This window comes from Corallococcus sp. AB049A (assembly GCF_003668885.1).
Classification (GTDB): domain Bacteria; phylum Myxococcota; class Myxococcia; order Myxococcales; family Myxococcaceae; genus Corallococcus; species Corallococcus interemptor.
The window spans coordinates 1-18290 of the sequence record NZ_RAWL01000156.1; the positions used below are offsets into that span (position 1 = coordinate 1).

Consider the following 18290-nt stretch of genomic DNA (forward strand, 5'->3'; position numbering starts at 1 on the left):
GCCCATGACTCCCCTACCTTCCGTGGGGGGTGCATGATGAAGCGAGGCCATTGGAGAGGATGCTGGGGGCTGGCTGCCGCGCTGCTCGGGTTTCCGGCAGTGGCGCAGATGGAAGGTCCGCCCCAGGGCGCGCCGCAGTTCTCCTGCTTCGAGGCGGCGCGCGAGGGCAGCGGAGTGAGCGAAAGCGTCGCGGCCCAGCTCTGCCAGGGTGCCCGTTCCGACGCCCCGGCGCGGTGCTTCCTCCGGGTCCAGGAGAAGGGGTTCCTCTCGGAGCCTGACGCGCTCCAGCTCTGCCAGTACGCGGAGCCCTCGGATGATCCCGCGTCGTGCTTCCTCAAGGCGCGGACGTCCTCGTTCCTGGACGAGACACAGCTGCTGCAGCTCTGCCGCCCACCCATCGCGGAGATGATGCATCTGTGTCCCTATGGTCCTTGAGGGCTCACCGGGCGCCGAGGAACGCCTTGACGCTCGGGACCTGGAGCTTCTGGGATTCGATGCACAGCCGGATGGACTCCACGGCCCGGGCCAGTGCGCGCGGACCGCCTTCAATCTTGTCCACGCGGGGCGTGAGGAAGGTCTCCACCTGCGCCAGGTTGATGTCGTCGCAGAGGCTCCCCGTCTGGCCAATCAGCCGGCCCAGCTCGTCCGAACGCAGCCGCTGGGTCAGCGCGTCGAAGTGCGTCTGGTAGAAGTTCCATGCGAGGGATTGCGACTCTGGTGACATCAACGCCATCCGGAGGATGACCTGCGAGTCCCGCACGTCGAAGTCCGGAGACACCACGAGCCCCAGGGCCCGCCACAGCAGGTCCGGGTTCCGGAAGTAGGCCAGGGACGTCAGCAGCCGGGAACGCTCGGTGCGGTCCTGCTCCTTCTTCGCGGCCTCCAGCAGCGCGTCGAACAGCGCCGCGTCACCGTGCGTGGCCGCTCGGGGCAGCGCGGCACCGAACGCCTCCGGATCCACCGACTTCCGGTCCTTGAGCCAGGCCTGAACGAGAGGCAGCGCCTCCTTCGCCAGCCGGGGGTCATCCCCCAGACCACCGGCCAGCCGGAGAAAGACGGAGCGTGAGGCCTTCACGGAGTCGTCCTCGCCCGGCTTCGGCACCCAGCCCATGGCCCGAGCACGCGCCGAATAGAGCGACGCCACCCACGTACGGAAGCGCTGGCGCTCCTCGGGGGTGAGCTGATCCAACCGCACGAGTTCCAGCAAGGACGCACCGCTCTGCACCACGAGCCGGTTCGCCGACTTCGCGGAGGCAGGCACCGCCTTCAGCGCCTCGCCCAGCGGCAGGTCGCCCCGGGTCACCGCCGCGTTCACGTCCGCCCAGAGCGCCACCTGCTCCGCGGGCGTGAAGGCGGCGGCCGGGGTCGCGAGCAGCTTCGTCAGCTGCTCGCGGGTGTAACCGGCGCGGTAATAGCCCGCGCCGCCCGCGTTGAGCAGCACCCACGCCGGGCACTGCTTCGTGGGCAACGCGACCTCCGCGGAAGCCCCCTGCAGCATCGAGCACACCCGCGACGACTGCGTGCCCGTGCCCACGCGAAGACACACGGGCACCTGCCACTCCTGCCGCGCGTCCGCCTTGGACCCCAGGGGGAGGTAACGCTCCTGCGACAGCTTCACGGACGGAGCGCCGCCCGCCGGGCAGGACAACTGCGCGGTGATCCGAGGCGCGCCAGTGCGCTGGATGAACCCGCCAAAGGATTGCGCCACCTCCGGCCCCGCCGCCTCGCCCAGGTCCTCGAGGAAGTCCTCCGTGGTCGCGACCTTCCACGCGTGCTTGCGGACATAGCCCCGGAGGATGTCGCGGAAGCGCTCCGGCCCCAGCCACGACTCATACATCGCGATGACGGACGAGCCCTTGTCATACGTCGTCCCGTTGTCGAACGAGCCCACGATGTCGTCATTGCTCTCCACAGGCTTGCGCACGGGCAGCGCCGACTCCAGCTCATCCGCCACCAGCGCGGAGTCGGTCGCGGACATGGCGCGCTCCTGCTGGAAGTCCCAGGACGGCTCCAGCCGGTCCACCGTCTGCCGGTCCAACCACGCGGTGAAGGACTCATTCAGCCAGATGTCGTTCCACCACGAGCAGGTGACGACGTCGCCGAACCAGTAGTGCCCCAGTTCATGGTTGGCGATGACCGCGTAGGACTTGCGGCGGACGAGCGTCTCCTCGCCGGGCGGAATGAGCGTGAGCGGCTGGCCGAGCGCGACGATGCCCGGGTGCTCCATGGTGCCCCAGTACCGGGGCACCACCGCCACATCCAGCTTCTCGTACGGGTACGGCTGGTCGAAGAAGTCCTCCAGCCCCTTCACGATGCGCGGCGTGATGCTCGCGGCGTAGCGCGTCTCCGCGCCGCGTCCCTTGGGGACGATGAAGCGCAGCGGCACGTTCGTGCGGCCCACGGAGCCCGCCTCCACCACGTCGAACGGCCCCACCATGAAGGCCACGAGGTAGCTGGGCATGGGCTTGCTCTCCGCGAAGGTGACGCGCTCCAGGCCGTCCGCCAGCGGCTCGCGGGACACGACGGGATGGTTGGCCAGCGCCACGTGTCCGGCCTTCACGGTGAAGCGCAGGCGCCACGGCACCTTGAAGGCCGGCTCGTCGAAGCACGGGAAGGCGCGGCGCGCGTCGATGGGCTCGAAGAAGGTGTAGAGGTAGGGCTCGCCGCCCTCGGCGACGCCGTAGAGGCCCTGGCTGCGCTCGCGGTCCACCTTGCCGGTGAAGTCCAGGACGAGCTGGGCCTTGCCCACGGGCAGCTCCTCCGGGAGCAGCAATCCCAGACGCCCTTCCGTCGCGGCGACGGGCTTCGCGTCGAACGTGCGGCCATTCACGGTGACGCGCGCCCGCGTCACGTCCAGGTCCTGCGCGTGCAGCCACACCTGGCGCACCGGCTCGCGGACCTCCACGTCGATGGTGACACTGCCCGGGTACGTGTCCTCCGAAGGCACGAGCTTCAGGTCCAGCGCGTAGTGCACGGGCCGCACGGTGTCCGGCAGCCGCAGCGCGGGAGGCAGCGCCTCCGGCCATGACACGGCGGGCGGTGCGGAGGCAGGCGGCGCGGCCTCTGGCGCGTGGGCACAGCGGACGGTCAACACCACCAGGACAAGGAGTGGGAGCAGTCGCATGGGGGCGCAGCGTAGAAGTCGCCCTGGATTCTCGCGAGCCCAAGTTCACGAAGCTGTGCGTTAACGGAACCACCGCCAGGCAGCTGATACGTCTCAGCTCGCGAAACAGTGCTTTGAGAACCGGGAGCCGCTACGGTCCAGCTTCCCCCGTATCAGCTCCAAACCGAGGAAAAACATGTCTCTTCGCAGCAGCGGCCTCCCCTCCCTTTTCGTCTCCCTGCTCTTCGTCGTGGGCTTCGCGTCGACCGCCAACGCTGACACCTACCAGACCTACGTGACGCCCAAGGTCAATGGTTCTCAGATTGGAACGTATCTCCCCAACCAGCCCACCGGCAGCTTCAGCAGCGCCGCCGACACCGCCCGCCGCTTCTGTCAGGACCAGGGCCACAGCGGCGCGCAAAGCTTCACCACCGCCCTGCGCAGTATCGCGTATACATACATCGTGGGAACGAATGGCGTGGGCCCCTGGAACACCACGGGCAACGCCAACGTGACGATGATTGAGACCGTCACCTGCTTCAACTCCAGCTCGGACACCACGTACACGACGCCCGTGGTCAACGGCTTCCAGGTGGGCACCCTCCAGCCCAGCCAACCGGCCAGCAGCTTCAGCAGCCCCGCCGATACCGCCCGCCGCTTCTGCCAGGACCGGGGCCACGCCGGCGCCCGTCGCTTCACCACGGCCATCCGCAGCTCCACCTACACGTACATCGTCGGGACGAACGGCGTCGGTCCCTGGAACACCACGGGCAACGCCAACGTGACCATGCTGGAGACCATCACCTGCTTCGACGGGACGGTCCTCACGTACACGACGCCCACGGTCAACGGCTTCCAGGTGGGCACCATCCAGCCCAACTACCCCACGGGCAATTTCAGCACGCCGGTGGACACCGCCCGCCGGTTCTGCCGCGACCTCACCCACGTGGATGTGAGCAGCTTCACCACCGCCATCCGCAGCTCCTCTTACACGTACATCGTTGGCGCCAATGGCGTGGGCAACTGGAACACCACCGGTAACTCCAACGTGACGATGCTCGAGACCATCACCTGCCTCACCCAGTAGCGGGGAAACCGCAGGGTATTCACAGACCCCAAACGGGTTTGAGCAGACACCTCAAACAATCCAGAGCATGTCTGTGTTCATGTTTTGGACCTGATAGATCGCACCTCCCTCGTACTGCTCCAGGAAGGTGCGATGCGCCGGCAGGACACACTGTCCCGGGTGTTGTTTTAAGCATTCATCGGCGCTGTCTTTGCGGTCACGGCTTGCAATGCCGGTGACGAACCGGAGCGGGAGACCGGCAACGTCCGGTTCGTCAGCGCGGTGCCGCAGGCGCTCGCGGGGGATGAGATCATCCGGGTAACGGTCACCCTGACGGCCTCCGGCGTGACTTCCGCCACCACCGTGCTCACGAAGGGCACGGACGGCTGGAGCAGCACGATGTATCAGGTGCCCGCAGGCACCCAGCGGACCTTCACGGATGCCTTCCTACACGCCCGCGAGCCCCTGAAGTCCCCCTGAAAGTCAGTTGAAGAGCGGTCGGACCCACGCGGGTCCGGCCGCTCCGGGCATTGCGGCGCCCCGCGATTGAGCGAGGATGCGGCCCATGTCCAACCTCCAAGGCAAGACCCTCTTCATCACCGGCGCCAGCCGCGGCATCGGCAAGGCCATCGCGCTGCGCGCGGCCCGCGACGGCGCCAACATCGTCATCGCGGCGAAGACGACCGACCCGCACCCCAAGCTGCCCGGCACCATCTACTCGGCGGCGAAGGAGATTGAAGAGGCCGGCGGCAAGGCGCTCCCGTGCGTGGTGGACATCCGCGACGAGGCGCAGATCCACGCCGCCGTGGCCAAGGCCGTGGAGACCTTCGGCGGCATCGACATCCTGGTGAACAATGCCAGCGCCATCAGCCTCACCGGCACGCTGGAGACGCCGCTCAAGCGCTTCGACCTGATGCACGGCATCAACACGCGCGGCACCTTCGCGTGCTCGCAGGCGTGCATCCCGTACCTCAAGAAGTCCTCCAACCCGCACATCCTCAACAACTCGCCGCCGCTCAACATGGAGCCGCGCTGGTTCGGGCCGCACGTGGCCTACACCATCGCGAAGTACGGCATGAGCCTGTGCGCCCTGGGCATGGCGGAGGAGCTCAAGGACGACGGCATCGCCGTCAACACGCTGTGGCCCCGCACCGTCATCGCCACCGCCGCCGTGCAGAACCTGCTGGGCGGCGACGACACCATCAAGGGCAGCCGCAAGCCGGAGATCATGGCGGACGCCGCGTACGCCATCCTCACCAAGCCCAGCCGCTCCTTCACCGGGAACTTCTGCATCGACGATGAAGTGCTGCGCGCCGCCGGCGTCACCAACTTCGACCAGTACCAGTCCGTCCCCGGCGCGGAGCTGCTGCCCGACTTCTTCCTCTAGTCGCGCGCGGAAAAAGCCCCATGCCCCCGCGCAAGCTCCAGCGACACCTGGTCTGGCTCGAGTCCTTCACCGCCGCCGTGGAGGCCGGCAGCATCGAAGCCGCCGCGGAGCACCTGGGCGTCGCGCGCTCCGTGGTGAGCGAGCACATCCGCGCCCTGGAGGAAGCGCTCGCGGATGGCGCCGCCCTGCTGGAGCGGGGGCCGGGCCGGCGCCTGCAACTGTCCGCGCGCGGGGAGCGCCTCTACGCGGGCACCCAGACGCCGCTGCACCAACTGGACGTGAAGCGGCTGATGGACCTGGCCCGCGTGGAGCCCACCCTGCGCCTGGGCCTCAACCCCACGCTGTCCATGTCGCTCTTGGGTGGCATCGCGCAGGACGCCGCCGCCGCCGACCTCAAGCTGGTGGTGGGTTTCGGCGGCTCGCACGAGCTCATGCGGCAGGTGCAGACGCGGCAGCAGGACCTGGCGCTCGACTTCACCCCCCTGCCTCCACACGAAGGCGTGGACACCGAGTCCCTGCTGCGCATGTCCTTCGTCGTCATCGCGGGCCCGGACTCCGCGCTCGCCCGGACGCACGCGTCCCGCCGCTCCCTGGACGTGAAGGACCTCCAGGACCAACGCTTCGTGGACTGGCTGCGGGACGACCCCTACGGCGGCGCCAACAGCGCCCGCTTCGCCGCGCACGGCGTCTCCGTCACGGAGGTGGGCCGCGTGGAGAGCTTCCTCCACCTGTACGAGCTGCTGCGCGCCTACAAGGCGTGCACCATCGCCCCGGACGTGCGCCCCACCCAGCCGTTCCCGCCCGACCTGCACGTCTGGCCCCTGCGAGAACAGGAGCCCCAGGTCGTGGAGGTCGTGGCCGTCTGGCCCTCCGGAGGCCTCAGCCCCGCCGTCCAATCCCTCCTTGACGGGCTGCGTCGTCGCCTGAACAAACGGCGATAATCCGACGAAGACGTCGAATTCTGCCGGATTTCCGTCTTGCGGCGCGGTGCGTATTCTTCATGCGTCCTGTTTCGCCTGAAGGAGCCGCCCGCGATGACGCCCACGGAAAGGACCCTTGCCCGCCTCCCGGCCCACCTGCGCCGCTACGTGGTGGCCCAGGACTACGCGGCGTACACGCCCCGCGACCAGGCGGTGTGGCGGCACATCCTGGGGCAGCTGCGCGAACACCTGAGCGACAAGGCCCACCCCGTCTACCTGGAGGGCCTGGAGGCCACGGGCATTGGCGCGGAGGCCATCCCCAGCCTGGACGAGATGAACGAGAAGCTGTCCAAGCTGGGCTGGGCCTGCGTCGCGGTGCGCGGCTTCATCCCGCCGGCCGTCTTCACGGAGCTGCAGGCGCTGGGCGTGCTGGCCATCGCGGCGGACATCCGCACCCACGAGCACATCCAGTACACGCCCGCCCCGGACATCGTCCATGAGAGCGCGGGCCACGCGCCCATCATCGCCAACGCGCGGTATGCCCAGTACCTCAAGGCCGTGGGGCTGGTGGGGTTCAAGGCCATCGCCAGCGTGGAGGACCAGGCCGTCTTCGAGGCCATCCGCAACCTCTCCGTGGTGAAGGAGGACCCCACCGCCACGGAAGAAGAGATCGCCCACGCGCAGGCCCGCCTGGAGGCCGCCAACGCCAGCCACCGCTACATCAGCGAGAGCACCCGCGCGAGCCGCCTGTACTGGTGGACCGCGGAGTACGGCCTCATTGGCGACCTGAAGCACCCTCGCATCTACGGCGCGGGCCTGCTGTCCAGCATCGGCGAGGCGAAGCACTGCCTGACGTCCGCCGTGCACAAGCTGCCCCTGGGCGTGGCGTGCGCGGACACGGACTACGACATCACCCGCATGCAGCCGCAGCTCTTCGTCGCCCGCGACTTTGAACACCTCTTCGAGGTCCTCGCGGAGTTCGAGTCCACCCTCGCGTGGAAGCGCGGCGGGGACTTTGGCCTCGACGAGGCGCTGCGCGCCCGCACGGTCAACCACCTGGTGCTCGCGGACGGCCGTGAGGTGACGGGCAAGGTCGTGGAGCTGCTGCCCGGCGCGAAGGACGTGGCCCCGGGCCTGTCCACCGCGCTGGCCCGGCTGGAGGGCCCCATCCTCACGTCCGTGAACGGGCACGCCCTGGACAAGCCGTTCAGCGGCGCGGCGCTGGTCGCCTTTGGCCAGGGCAGCCTGCCGGAGCGCGGGAGCTTCCAGCTGACGCTCGACAGCGGGCTGATGCTGGAGGGCTTCGCGGTGGGCGGCGGCGAGGTGATTGGGCTTCGCGGCTCGCTCTCCGGCCGCGAGCTGACGCTGCCGTCCATGGCGCGCCTGTACCTGACGGAGCGCCTGCCGTCCGTGGCGGGCGGGCCCGCCGACCCGGGCACGTGGGACGAGTGGTTCGGGGAGCTGGACGCGTTCACCGCGGGCGACGGCGAGGCCCAGGCGCGCGAGCGCAAGGCGCAGGCCCTGCCCGCGTCGCTGGCCGCCCTCTACACGGAGGTGCGCCGCATCCGCGAGACGGGCCAGCTGGCCCCCGAGCGGCTGGAGCAGATTGCCCAGGCGACCTCGGCCTTCCCGTCCGATTGGCTCCTGCGCGCGGAGGTGGCGGAGCTGCGCGGCGAGGTGCCCTCGCGGCGTGAAGCCGCGCACGCCTGATTCGAAAGACAGACGGCGGATGTGAAACGACCCGGTCGACCTCTTCACGAGGCCGCCGGGCCGGGTCATTCCAGCCGTCCGGGGGGACTAAGCGTTGCGGCGCACCATGGCCACGTCGTAGTGGCGGTCCGTCACGTAGCCGTTCGCGGCCTTGCCGGGGCGGTACATGTTCCCGGTCTTGTCATCCACGTAGAAGCGGTTGTTCGGGTTCGTGTCCTTGCCCTTGCTGGCGTTGGTCGTGCCCGGGTCGTGGAACGTGTAGTAGGTGCGGCCCTTGTCGTCGACGCCGCGGCCCGTGATGGTCACGAAGTGGTCCGTGAGGCCGTCCGCGTTGTAGCTCGCGTCCTTGTGGCTGACGCCCACGACCACCGGCTTGCCCGCCTCCAGCTGCTTGTCGATGTAGTTGCGGCCCTCGGCGGCCTTCTTCGGGTCCACCTTCAGCGCGCCGACGCCGTTCTCGCTCGTGCCCACCTGGATGCGGCGATCCGGGCCCAGCACCGTGGCCTTCGCGTCGCGAGCCATCGCCGTCGCGGCCTTGAAGCACGCCGTGTCGCTGGCCGTGTAGCCGTGGCCGTTCTCGAACTGGCTGTAGTACGGCACCTTCACGTGCACCGCCGGCTTGTCCTTCGCGCCGGCCACCTGCCGCGTGTCCGTGCGGTCCGCCTCCGTCGTGGGCTTGGACGTGTTGGTGCCCTGCGTGTTGCCCGTGCCCTGCGTGCGGCCCGGCTTCGAGTCGCCGTTCACCGACGGGGGGACCACGCCCGTGTTGGTGTTGGCCGGCTTCGTCGTGGCGCCGGACTGCTCCTTCTTGAGCATGGCCAGGGCGTCCTTCGCCTCCGACTTGAAGCGGTTGGCCACGCCCTTCTGCACTTCCTTGGAGTTGCCGGAGAAGTGCACCAGGGTGCCGCTGGCGTTGGTGCGGCCGCGCTCGGCGTAGATGTCCTTGATGAGCTGCTCGTCGCTCACCTTCGCGGGGTCACGCCCGGCCAGCGCCTTCTTGAAGATGTCATCCGCCTTGCCCGGGCCGTGCTGCACGGAGGTGGACCAGGCCACGTCGCGCAGCGCCGCGGAGCGCTTGTCCAGGTCGATGCCCGTCGCCTTCTTGATGTTGGCGGCGCCCGGGTCGTAGTGCGTGGCCTTGATGTAGTCGTGCTGGGCCTTGTCGAAGCCCTTCGGGTCCTTGGCCGCCAGCTGCTTCCACGCGGAGGAGAACTCCGCGGAGCCCGGCTTGCTGCCCGAAAGCGCCTTGTAATAGTCCGGGTTCGTCTTCTTCAGCGAGTTGACGAAGGACTGCGCGGAGCCGTTCGCGGACGCGAACTGGTAGGAGCCGTAGGACACGCCGCCCTTGTCACCCTTGCCCGTGGACACCGTGCCGGGGCCGCGCGCCTCGTACTTGCGGCTCAGGCTGCCCAGCTCGCCACCGGCGTTGCTGGTGGTGCCGCCCTCGGGGGAAGGCAGCGTCTTCTGCGTGCCGCTGGTGGACTGGGTGAAGGTGTCGCCCGACGTCTTCGTCCCGGCGCTCGACCGGGTGGTGGGCTTCACGTCGAAGCCGTCCCGCACCTGAACCTTGAGGGACTGGCCCGTCAGGATCTTGTCCGGATCCTTGATGTTGTTGGCCTTGGCCAGCGCGTCGACGGACGTGTTGTAGCGCTTCGCGATTCCGGAGAGCGTGTCGCCAGAACGGATGCGGTAGTTGGAGACGTCAGCCATGGGGGCCCCCTCATGTCAGGCCGCGAACAAAGCCGTCGCGGACGTGCTTGGATTGCCTCGATTATCGAAAGGCAATGCGATCAGTTTCGCATTCCCAGTCACAATCGCGTCAAACCAGTGATTCCGGCAACTTCAGTTTCAACGGATCGATCCACCGAGACTGAAGAGGCTGCCCAGGAGGCACACCCGGATGTCCAGGATCCAACCGGATTTCAAAAGTGTGGCATTGCTGTTTGCCATTTGCGTCACGAGCTCGGCCCAGGGGGCCGGTGGACTCACGGGGGTCTATTCGAACAAGGGCGGGAGCCTGGCCATCGTCGAAGGGAGCAACGAGACGCTGGTCCATCTCTCCGGGTCGTTCCCGCAGGGCAGCAGCGTGGGCACCTGTGATTGCGCCTTCGCCGTCCAGAAGAAGACGGACGCGGCCTGGACGCTGAGCGAGTCCGGCGCGGAGGGCAGCTGGACGCTGCGCGTCAATCCCAAGCAATTCGTTCTGGAATCCGGCCCGACGCCGCAGTGCTGTGGCGCTGGCTACCCGGGCAAGGACACGTTCGCCCGGAGCACGGTGAAGCCGCTGGGCATCTGCAAGGTGAAGGCGTCCAAGGCGGCCTTCCACGCGTCGGACGAGGCCAACACCCAGCGCAAGGCGTTCGTGGTGTCCGGGGACGCGGTGGAGGCCTACCTCGACCCGGTGGAGCCGGACTTCCTGGCCGCGCGCTTCCAGGGGCCCCAGAAGGCCACGGCGGGGCTGCTCAAGCGCGAGGACCTGGACTGCTCGGCGGAAGGCCCGCCCACGGCCTCCAAGGCGCCGGTGGCCGCGGACAAGCTCAAGCCCTTCGCGGGGACGTGGGTGGAGCTGACGCGGCAGGGCAAGGGCTTCGTGGTCCTCAAGCCCTGCTCGGCCGCGACGCGCACCTTCACCATCAAGCCCGCGTCGGGCGAGGTGGAGGTGCAGCTGGGGCAGGAGTCCACGACGCTGAAGGTGACGTCCGTGGAGCCCGGCAAGGGCGCCGGGGCCTGGGTGCTGGGGCTCACGTCCTCGGACGGCAAGCCGGAGGCGCTCCAGTGGAAGACGGCCGACGCCGCGAAGGGCACCGTGTCCGTCACCAGCCCGGACCTCTTCTCCCAGAGCCACGACTACGTGCGCCAGGAGAAGAAGTCCGTCTTCCCATCCAAGCAGGAGACGGGATGCGACGAGTACGAGCGCTGACGCGCCCGTGAACGACGCCGGGCCCGCGGGCCCCCGCCGATGAGCAGCGCGACGAGCGCGCCGGTCCAATATCGACATCCCGGCCTTCAGGCCGAAGTGTCACCGGGAGGCTTCGGGGCGTTGTGGGCGGACAGGCGGGGCTGGCCTCCGGGGCCCAGCAGGCCCTGCATGGCGTCGAAGAGGTTGAGGTTGGAGCCGCTGGGGAGGAAGACGACCTTGTCCAGGCCTCCGACGACGGCGGCCTGCGCCTGCGCGGCCACGGCCTTCACGAAGTTCTCACCGCCGCCCAGGGACTCCACGCGCTGGCGGAACTGGGAGGCCTCCACCTCCGCGAGGCGGGACTGGCGCTCCACCTCCAGGTCGTTGAGGCGCTGCTGCCGCTCCAGGGCCACCTGGGTGGTGAGCCGTTCGCGCTCGGCCTCCGCCTCCGAGCGGATCCGCGAGGCGCGAGCGTCGGACTCGGCGCGGGCCAGGGCCTCCTCGCTCTCCACGCGGGCGCGCTCCAGCTGGGCCTCCGCCTCCACCTTGGCGCGGCTGAGCGTCTCCAGCTGGTGGTTGCGGTTCTGCAGTTCGATGAGGGACTGGCGCTCGGCCTCCGACTTGCGGTGGCTGGCGATGTCCGCGAGCTGCTTCTCCTCCTCGCTGCGGATGCGCTTGAGCTCCGCGGCGGCCTGGGCCTCCTGGCGTGAGGCGTCCAGCTGGATCTGGATGTTGGTGTCGATGGCCTCGCGCAGCTTCAGGGCGGTCTTCTCATCGACGGGGGCGATGTCCTTGATGTCGATGTCGATGATGCGCAGCTGGTTCTCGGAGAAGAGGCGGTCCTTGCGCGCGCGGCCCGCGTCGTCCATGCCGAAGATGGCGCGGCGGATGAGCACGCTGGCGTTCTTGTGGAAGGTCTCGAACTCGTTCTCCGCGGCGACCTGGCGGATGCGGGACGCGAGGTTCTCACACACGTATCCAATGAAGTCGTTCACCCGGAAGATGGCCTTGTCCTTCTCCGGGTCGCCCTGCACGTCGAACTGCCACTTGTAGGAGAGCTTGATGCGCAGGCGAGCGTGGTCACGCGTGGCCACCTCGAACAGGTCCGTGGCGAAGTCCGGCCCCAGCCGCAACATGAGCACCTTGAGCTGACGCGGGCGCTTGGGCGTGCTGCCGGACAGGTCCAGGACGGTGACGTCTTCATACGGGCGCAGCATCACCTTCGCGGGGCCGAACTCCACGCGCGCGTGGTTGGTTTCAAAGTCGTTGATGAGGACGGCGGTGTTGTCCTCGATGCGCAGCACGATGGCGCGCGTGCGGTCCCCCTTCTCCGGCGCGGAGGGGCGCGGCGCGCGGGCGTCCTTCACGTCCACCAGGGGCATGGGCGGGGTGAGTCCCAGCAGGGCCTCCGCGTCCGGAGACAGGCGCTTCTCGTGCAGCTCCTGGTGCGCCTCCGGCATGAACTGGCACGGCCCCTGGACCAGGGACACCTTGCCCGAGCGCAGGTCGCGCACATACAGGCCTTCCCCCTGCCCCAGGGACAGCGCGGCGATCTCGCGGTGGATGAGGACCTTCTCGCTGGGCACGTAGGTGCGAGGGCCCCGGACGATCCACGTGTCACCGGCCTTGCGAGCGCGAGGCTCGCCGCCCTCGTTCTCGGAGAGGTCATCCAGCGCCTGGAGCTTCAGCCCCTGGAGCTCCGACAGGACGTGCTTGCGGCGCACGTCCCCTTCCAGCGCTTCGCCGGGCTCCAGGAAGAAGACGTCCGGTCCGGAGACGACCTTGCGGCGGCCCTCCTGGACGCGGCCGGTGGCGCGGTCCACGGGATTGAGGATGACGCAGTATTCGGTCTCCTTGAGGACGCGGGCCTTCTCCAGCGACACGACGGTGACGGACTCACCGGGCACGTAGCGGCCGGGGCCGCGCACCAGCCATTCGTCACCGGCCTCGCGGCGTCGGGGCGCGTCCGGGACGTGCGTGTCGGTGAAGGCGGTGAGCGCGCGCAGCCGCAGCGCCTCCGACACGCCCAGGACGTATTCCGGGACGATGTCGCCCTCCAGCTCCTCGCCGGGGTACAGCGGGAAGACCTTCGGCCCCACGCGGACCTCGCGGTCGCCCACGGCGACGCGGGCCTGGCCGAACTCGTCGAGCGCCACCTGGCCGTCCACGCGCACCACGGGGTTGCGCACCACGCACCAGCTGCCGGCGCCCACCTCCACCATGCGCTCCTTCGCCACGAGCGTGAGGTGTGCTTCCAGCGTGAGCACGCGCGGGCCCACCTCCATCAGCACGACGCCGCGGTTGGCGTCCTCGATATAGGCGTACTCGCGGTTCTTCAGGGAGATGCGCTGGATGGCTTCGGTGCTGGGGGCGGACGGCATGGGACACCTGCTCGGAATGGAGGGGTTCGGGCCGTGAGGCATTGCGAGCCCCGTGCCTCTTCCCTTCCGCCCTGGAGCGGCCCCGCGCTGCGCCGGACTGGCGCGGACGCTCGCTCCATTCCGGTGCGCGGTGTTCCGGACTGGATCGCATTTCGAACAACCAGCGCGCCGAATCCTCGCGGAGATCGGGCACAACGTGACGTGGTGGAAGCAGGTCACGCTGGTGGGCGGCGGTGACAACTTCAGCAAGGCCAGGCTCTTCGGAGTCCACACGGACATGTACACGCTGGGCAACCTGGGTGACCCTCTGACCGGTGGCGACCGCGTGACCTTCCGCTGGATCCACGACTGAGCAGCTGCTCGAATGACCTCCGTGCTCGGGTCCGGATGCGTGGGCCCGCGGACATCCCCCTCGGAGGACACATGAAGCCGTCGCGACTGAAGCAGGCGATTCCCGGACTCGCGTTGATCATTGGCATTGCCGCGGGCTCGGCCCTGGCCATGGTGCCTGGTGCGAAGGCGGAGACGGACGACACCCAGGCGGTCCGGATGATCTGTTCGGCCAGCTGCAAGCCGTGCACGACCCAGTACGACTGTGGCGACAGGGAAGGCTCCTGCGGGGTCTGGCGCTGCACCAACCCGTAGCGCGAACGTTGAGAGCGTCCGGGTCTCCGGACCCGGAGGCTTTCTTCATGGCCATGCGTCTTCAGACATGCGGCGCCGCGCTGCTCCTGATCGTCTTCTCCGCCTGCGCCACGACGGAGCCGCGCACCCGCAGCACGCGGGTGGCCAACCTCCGGCGAGCGGCGGCGCTGCCCTGGAGGGATGGTGGACGGTGCGTCGTCCGCGAAGCGTCCCGGCCCTGGGCCGTGCTGGTGGAGCGGTGCTATCCGGCCCTCGACCATGACCGGGTCGAGTTCCACGACACGACGGGAAGATGCACGGTCGCCTCGGCCGACGCCGCGACCGTGGGACTCGGTTTCTGCGTGCTGGCGGCCCCTGAAGTCGCCCTGGGCGCGGTCATCGTGCTGGGCCTGGTGGTGGTTGGCGTCGCGATCAAGGAGGAGCTGGATGCGTATGAACTCCGGCACCTCTATCCCGAGGAAGCAGGGACCTCACGGGGGACAAAGGTTGCGTCCCGGGATGCGGTAGCGGACCGGGAGCCGAAGCTGGAACCGGAGCCAGCGGGCCAGGGCCGGCGGCCGCCGGTGCCACCCGTGCCCCTGGACCGGACGGGCCGCGCGAGCTGCGAGCCGGTGCCCGTGCCTCACGCGGGCGAGGACCGCTGGCACAACGAGTGTGCGGACAAGTACCCACCCAACCGTTATCCCGGGATGGATGTACTTGTGGGCGGCGTGAGCTTTGATGCTCTGCAAGTTGGCGTGCGCGTGTTGTGGGAGATCAAGACCCACCAATTCGACACGTACAATTCCTATATCAAAAAGAAGGAACTCGCGAAGGAACTCCTGCAATTGGATAAGGAGCGATCAGCCGCATTGGCATGTGGATATCGCTTCGTTATTGGGGTGAGCACCCAAGCGCACAAAGACGCGTTACTCGAAGCAGATTCGTCGCTCGATGTTGTCGTCACGGGATGCCCACGATGACCAAACCTGGTCCCCTCACCCTCATCGTCTACGCGCCTGCGCTCGTGGGCAAAGATGGACGCACGCTTGATGTCATCCATGGGATGGAAAAGGCACTCCCTGGCGTGCAGCTGGCGTGGCGCCTCTCCGACCGCGGACGTCCCATCGCGTTGCCTCGACGCGACGAGTGGATCCTGGAAAAGATTGAGGACGGGGGCTTCCCCATCGTCTGCAACGGGAATGAGAGCTACCCCGTGACGGTGATGGGATGGGGAAGACCGGGAATCCTCAAGCCGGGAGGTCAACCCCAATTCGAAGTGCACGCAGAGATGCCACTCGATGAGCCTGTCATCACGGCAGCGTCGGCACTGCTTGAGGCCGTGGCGGAGGGAGCACGCTCGTTCTGGGGTCACGCGTCGCCGTATGGTTACGGCTCGGAAGTCTCGCGGCAGTACCGCCGCGCACCGGACGGCCCCGAGCAGTCACCTCGCGGGCTGCCCATGCTCACCCTTCCACAGCAGCTCCCCGCACCTGAGATTCCCTGCTTCCTCGGGTGGGTGAACTACTGGTCCGCGGCCGCCGCGGAGGTCATCGGGTTCCCGGATCCTGCTCGCGATGCCGAGCTGCTCTCGCGGGCGCGTCGCACGCCGTCCGGCGGGTGGATCGTGCAGCTCACGGACACACCGCTCGACTACGACAACCCGGACCACCTGGCCGCGCTCAAGCGGACCTACGAGCGCTTCCCAGCGATCGGCGGGCGCTGAACCGCTGCCCGGCAGTGAGCCCGGGCAGCGGTCCCATCCCTGCTCAACCGCGAGCGGCGCGGGCGTCCTTGCCCCGGGCGCGGGCGGCCTTGGAGAGCACGTCGCTCCCCTTCTCCTCGCCCTTCATCCACGCCTTCAGCGCGGGCACCACCTGCTTGCTCCAGGCGCGCCCGGCGCGCACGGCCAGGAAGTCCTGCACCAGCGCGTCGATGATGGCGGAGAGCTGCTCGGTCAGCTCCAGACGCTCGGAGAGCTGATCATCCTCTTCCTCCGTCAGGAGCGCGGGCAGCTTGGCGGCGCGGATGTCCAGGAACTCGGAATCCAGCGTGACCTCGAACTCGCGCTCGCCGTGCGACACGCGCAGCCGCGCCTGGGACACCAGCAGGCCCCGGTCCAGCGAGTGCCGCACGTTCTCCGAGTACGGCGCCAGCGTGCCCTTGGCGCTCATCTCCGTGACGTCGCCCGCCACGCCGCGCAGCACCACCTTGCCCAGGAAGAGGACGACGACGCCCGCGCCGTCGTGCTCCACCAGCGGGTCGCCCGACTCCGAGCGCCACAGGAGCCACGTCATGAACTCGCGGCCCAGATAGGCCCGGCCGCGCAAGAGCTGTTCGCGCGCCTTGCCCTTTTCGACTTCGGCCTCGTCCTTCTCCTCTTCGGTCGCGACGCCGTCCACGCCGACATCGCCCCGCGCGAACGCCGCCTCTTCCCTCGCCTGCTCACGCCTCGCCATGGGCGTCCTCCACCGAAGCCGTCGCCGGCAGGTCCATGCCAATGAGCTCCGCCGTGGGGCCCAGGGCCTTCTCGTCGATGCCCGCGCGCTGCGCCATGGACGCGGGCGTGATGCCAATCACCTTCACCGCCAGGGCGCCTTCCAGCGCCACGCAGATCTCATCCACCGTCTTGCGCGACGCGGCCCAGACCTGGACCGTGTGCGTCTTCAGGTTCCACGTCACGTCCAGCACGCTGGTGCGCGGCACGGCACGCTGACGCAACAGCTGCTTGAGCTCCGCGCGCTGCTTGTTCTTCTCCGCGCGCGCGGGCGGCCGGCCGTTCTCCTTGCCGAAGGCGGCGGCCCACTTGTCCAGCTCCGACTTCATCATCGACGCAGGCACTTTGAGCGTGTCGATGCGGAAGGCGAACAGGGCGTACTCGCCATAGAAGAGGTTGCCGGTGGCGAACTCGGAGGACTCCGGGTTCTCCAACTCGACAAAGCCCGCGGCGCGCTCTTCCTCGGAGCGGCGGTCGATGGGCTCGAACGCATGGGACTTGAGTCCCTTGGTCATCCAGCGCTTCACGTCGGACGGCGCATCCTTGGCCGGCTCGGTCCGGAAGCGCGAAAAGGTCACGGCACCACGTAGGACAGGCATGGGGCGCGGCAGGATGGGGGGCATGTGACGCCGCGTCAAGGCACTCGGTGTGGCTGGACGAGAAGCGCCGGGAATAGGCCACGCCAGAGATCGTTTGCCCGGGCGCCGTCCAACCGTGCACGACTCCGCCCCACCCCGCTGGCGGGAATCCATGACACTCCCTGGCACGCGACATACGGTGGCCGCCGCCATGCGCCGCGCCCTCCTGCCCGCCAGCGTCGTTGCCCTCTGTCTGTCCGCCTGCACCCACACGCCCACCACGCCGGAGGGCGCCCCGCGCGACACCCTGCGCGGCGTGACGAAGGCCCTCCTGGAGACACTGGAGGCGGACGGCGCGCTCGCGGGCGCGTATGTGGTGGACGCGCGCACCGGCGAGCCGCTCCTCACCCACCGCGAGAACGTGCGGCTGTTGCCCGCGTCCACGATGAAGGTGGTGTCCACCTCCGCCGCGCTGTCCGCGCTGGGGCCGGACTTCCGCTTCACGACGCCGGTGTTCCTGGAGGGCTCGCAGGCGGGAGGCCTGTTCCTGGGCGACGTGGTGGCGCAGGCGTCCGGGGACCCGTCGCTGGGCTCGTGGCGCTTCCCGGAGACGGCGCTCGCGTGTGACCGCATCGCGGAGGCCTTCCAGGCGCGCGGCATCCACCAGTGGCGCGGCAACGTGCGCATCTCCGGCACGGACGGCCTGGACGGCGGCATGGGTCCGGGCTGGGCCTGGGACGACGCGGCCTATGCCTACAGCGCGGCGCCCACGCCCTTCGTCTTCCGCGAGAACGTGGTGGACCTGGCCCTGGCGCGCGCCCCCGGCGCCACCTGCGCGGACGCGCCCTCCATCCAGTGGGCCCCCACCTTCGCCACCCTGTCCGCGGTGGTGAACGTGGACGTGAACGCCGAACGCGCGAACCTGGCCTGCGTGCGCGGAGGCGGCGGGGTGCGCTGCACGTGGCGCTCGCCCACGGGCGGCCCCTGCCCCCAGTCCGCCGCGGTGAAGCTGTCCGTGGACGCGCCGGAGGCCCTGTTCGCCGCGTGCGTGGACGACGCGCTGGCGCGGCACGGCATCACCCGGCTGCCGCTGTCCCTGGAGGCCCCCACCCCGCCCCTGCCGCC

The 18290-nt window shown here is 69.0% G+C and carries 17 protein-coding genes; 12 read left to right on the forward strand and 5 right to left on the reverse strand.

Features of this window, described 5'->3' with window-relative positions; translation table 11 throughout:
* Window positions 1-108: 108 nt before the first annotated feature.
* Window positions 109-435, forward strand: coding sequence for a hypothetical protein (locus tag D7X55_RS18135; protein ID WP_233609915.1), 327 nt, complete (start codon window positions 109-111; stop codon window positions 433-435).
* 4 nt (window positions 436-439) lie between these two features.
* Here the strand turns inward: D7X55_RS18135 and D7X55_RS18140 are convergent, their stop codons facing one another.
* On the reverse strand, window positions 440-3124 hold the full coding sequence (locus tag D7X55_RS18140; protein WP_121723735.1) for a M1 family metallopeptidase: 2685 nt from the start codon (window positions 3122-3124) through the stop codon (window positions 440-442).
* Between the two features lie 175 nt (window positions 3125-3299).
* Between D7X55_RS18140 and D7X55_RS18145 the strand changes: the two genes are divergently transcribed.
* The 5 genes from D7X55_RS18145 (at window position 3300) to D7X55_RS18165 (ending at window position 8186) form a co-directional block, all read left to right on the forward strand.
* Window positions 3300-4190 (forward strand): hypothetical protein, encoded by an 891-nt coding sequence (locus D7X55_RS18145; RefSeq protein ID WP_121723736.1) that lies wholly within the window; start codon window positions 3300-3302, stop codon window positions 4188-4190.
* A 261-nt stretch (window positions 4191-4451) separates the two neighbouring features.
* On the forward strand, window positions 4452-4649 hold the full coding sequence (locus D7X55_RS18150) for a hypothetical protein (RefSeq protein WP_121723737.1): 198 nt from the start codon (window positions 4452-4454) through the stop codon (window positions 4647-4649).
* A gap of 85 nt (window positions 4650-4734) precedes the next feature.
* Window positions 4735-5556: an NAD(P)-dependent oxidoreductase gene (locus D7X55_RS18155; protein ID WP_120550390.1), complete on the forward strand. Its 822-nt coding sequence runs from the start codon at window positions 4735-4737 to the stop codon at window positions 5554-5556.
* A gap of 20 nt (window positions 5557-5576) precedes the next feature.
* Window positions 5577-6497 carry a LysR family transcriptional regulator gene (locus D7X55_RS18160; RefSeq protein ID WP_121723738.1) on the forward strand — a complete coding sequence of 307 codons (921 nt, stop codon included), beginning with the start codon at window positions 5577-5579 and terminating at the stop codon, window positions 6495-6497.
* A gap of 93 nt (window positions 6498-6590) precedes the next feature.
* Entirely contained in the window at window positions 6591-8186 is a 1596-nt protein-coding gene (locus tag D7X55_RS18165; RefSeq protein ID WP_121723739.1) for an aromatic amino acid hydroxylase, read from the forward strand.
* Between the two features lie 87 nt (window positions 8187-8273).
* Here D7X55_RS18165 and D7X55_RS18170 read toward each other — a convergent pair whose 3' ends face one another.
* A complete protein-coding gene (locus D7X55_RS18170; RefSeq protein WP_121723740.1) occupies window positions 8274-9896 on the reverse strand; it encodes a LysM peptidoglycan-binding domain-containing protein in 1623 nt (540 codons plus the stop codon).
* A 220-nt stretch (window positions 9897-10116) separates the two neighbouring features.
* On the opposite strand from D7X55_RS18170, the gene D7X55_RS18175 reads away from it, so the two are divergent.
* Window positions 10117-11106 carry a hypothetical protein gene (locus D7X55_RS18175; protein WP_233609916.1) on the forward strand — a complete coding sequence of 330 codons (990 nt, stop codon included), beginning with the start codon at window positions 10117-10119 and terminating at the stop codon, window positions 11104-11106.
* Window positions 11107-11192: 86 nt separating this feature from the next.
* Here D7X55_RS18175 and D7X55_RS18180 read toward each other — a convergent pair whose 3' ends face one another.
* A complete protein-coding gene (locus tag D7X55_RS18180; protein ID WP_121723742.1) occupies window positions 11193-13466 on the reverse strand; it encodes a hypothetical protein in 2274 nt (757 codons plus the stop codon).
* A 196-nt stretch (window positions 13467-13662) separates the two neighbouring features.
* On the opposite strand from D7X55_RS18180, the gene D7X55_RS43400 reads away from it, so the two are divergent.
* The 4 genes from D7X55_RS43400 (at window position 13663) to D7X55_RS18195 (ending at window position 15816) form a co-directional block, all read left to right on the forward strand.
* Window positions 13663-13818, forward strand: coding sequence for a hypothetical protein (locus D7X55_RS43400; protein WP_158616261.1), 156 nt, complete (start codon window positions 13663-13665; stop codon window positions 13816-13818).
* 71 nt (window positions 13819-13889) lie between these two features.
* Window positions 13890-14111 carry a hypothetical protein gene (locus tag D7X55_RS18185; RefSeq protein ID WP_120550389.1) on the forward strand — a complete coding sequence of 74 codons (222 nt, stop codon included), beginning with the start codon at window positions 13890-13892 and terminating at the stop codon, window positions 14109-14111.
* 53 nt (window positions 14112-14164) lie between these two features.
* Window positions 14165-15073, forward strand: a complete 909-nt coding sequence (locus D7X55_RS18190) for a DUF6310 domain-containing protein (protein ID WP_121723744.1) — start codon at window positions 14165-14167, stop codon at window positions 15071-15073.
* 83 nt (window positions 15074-15156) lie between these two features.
* Entirely contained in the window at window positions 15157-15816 is a 660-nt protein-coding gene (locus tag D7X55_RS18195) for a DUF5953 family protein (protein ID WP_407921771.1), read from the forward strand.
* A 43-nt stretch (window positions 15817-15859) separates the two neighbouring features.
* Here the strand turns inward: D7X55_RS18195 and D7X55_RS18200 are convergent, their stop codons facing one another.
* Both D7X55_RS18200 and rdgC read right to left on the reverse strand, forming a co-directional pair.
* Entirely contained in the window at window positions 15860-16549 is a 690-nt protein-coding gene (locus tag D7X55_RS18200) for a hypothetical protein (RefSeq protein ID WP_121723743.1), read from the reverse strand.
* Complete coding sequence (gene rdgC / locus D7X55_RS18205) at window positions 16536-17186, reverse strand: recombination-associated protein RdgC (RefSeq protein WP_121723746.1); 651 nt, start codon at window positions 17184-17186, stop codon at window positions 16536-16538. Before rdgC ends, D7X55_RS18200 begins: the two co-directional genes overlap by 14 nt.
* A 190-nt stretch (window positions 17187-17376) precedes the next feature.
* Between rdgC and D7X55_RS18210 the strand changes: the two genes are divergently transcribed.
* On the forward strand, window positions 17377-18290 hold a 914-nt coding region (locus D7X55_RS18210), incomplete at its 3' end, for a D-alanyl-D-alanine carboxypeptidase (protein WP_233609917.1).

Coding starts and splice junctions, on each gene's coding strand:
- D7X55_RS18170 (WP_121723740.1), bottom strand. CDS start 9,896: ATGGCTGACGTCTCCAACTACCGCATCCGTTCTGGCGACACGCTCTCC.
- D7X55_RS18195 (WP_407921771.1), top strand. CDS start 15,157: ATGGAAAAGGCACTCCCTGGCGTGCAGCTGGCGTGGCGCCTCTCCGAC.
- D7X55_RS18155 (WP_120550390.1), top strand. CDS start 4,735: ATGTCCAACCTCCAAGGCAAGACCCTCTTCATCACCGGCGCCAGCCGC.
- D7X55_RS18135 (WP_233609915.1), top strand. CDS start 109: ATGGAAGGTCCGCCCCAGGGCGCGCCGCAGTTCTCCTGCTTCGAGGCG.
- D7X55_RS18185 (WP_120550389.1), top strand. CDS start 13,890: ATGAAGCCGTCGCGACTGAAGCAGGCGATTCCCGGACTCGCGTTGATC.
- D7X55_RS18145 (WP_121723736.1), top strand. CDS start 3,300: ATGTCTCTTCGCAGCAGCGGCCTCCCCTCCCTTTTCGTCTCCCTGCTC.
- rdgC (WP_121723746.1), bottom strand. CDS start 17,186: ATGCCTGTCCTACGTGGTGCCGTGACCTTTTCGCGCTTCCGGACCGAG.
- D7X55_RS18165 (WP_121723739.1), top strand. CDS start 6,591: ATGACGCCCACGGAAAGGACCCTTGCCCGCCTCCCGGCCCACCTGCGC.
- D7X55_RS18200 (WP_121723743.1), bottom strand. CDS start 16,549: ATGGCGAGGCGTGAGCAGGCGAGGGAAGAGGCGGCGTTCGCGCGGGGC.
- D7X55_RS18190 (WP_121723744.1), top strand. CDS start 14,165: ATGCGTCTTCAGACATGCGGCGCCGCGCTGCTCCTGATCGTCTTCTCC.
- D7X55_RS18160 (WP_121723738.1), top strand. CDS start 5,577: ATGCCCCCGCGCAAGCTCCAGCGACACCTGGTCTGGCTCGAGTCCTTC.
- D7X55_RS18140 (WP_121723735.1), bottom strand. CDS start 3,124: ATGCGACTGCTCCCACTCCTTGTCCTGGTGGTGTTGACCGTCCGCTGT.
- D7X55_RS18180 (WP_121723742.1), bottom strand. CDS start 13,466: ATGCCGTCCGCCCCCAGCACCGAAGCCATCCAGCGCATCTCCCTGAAG.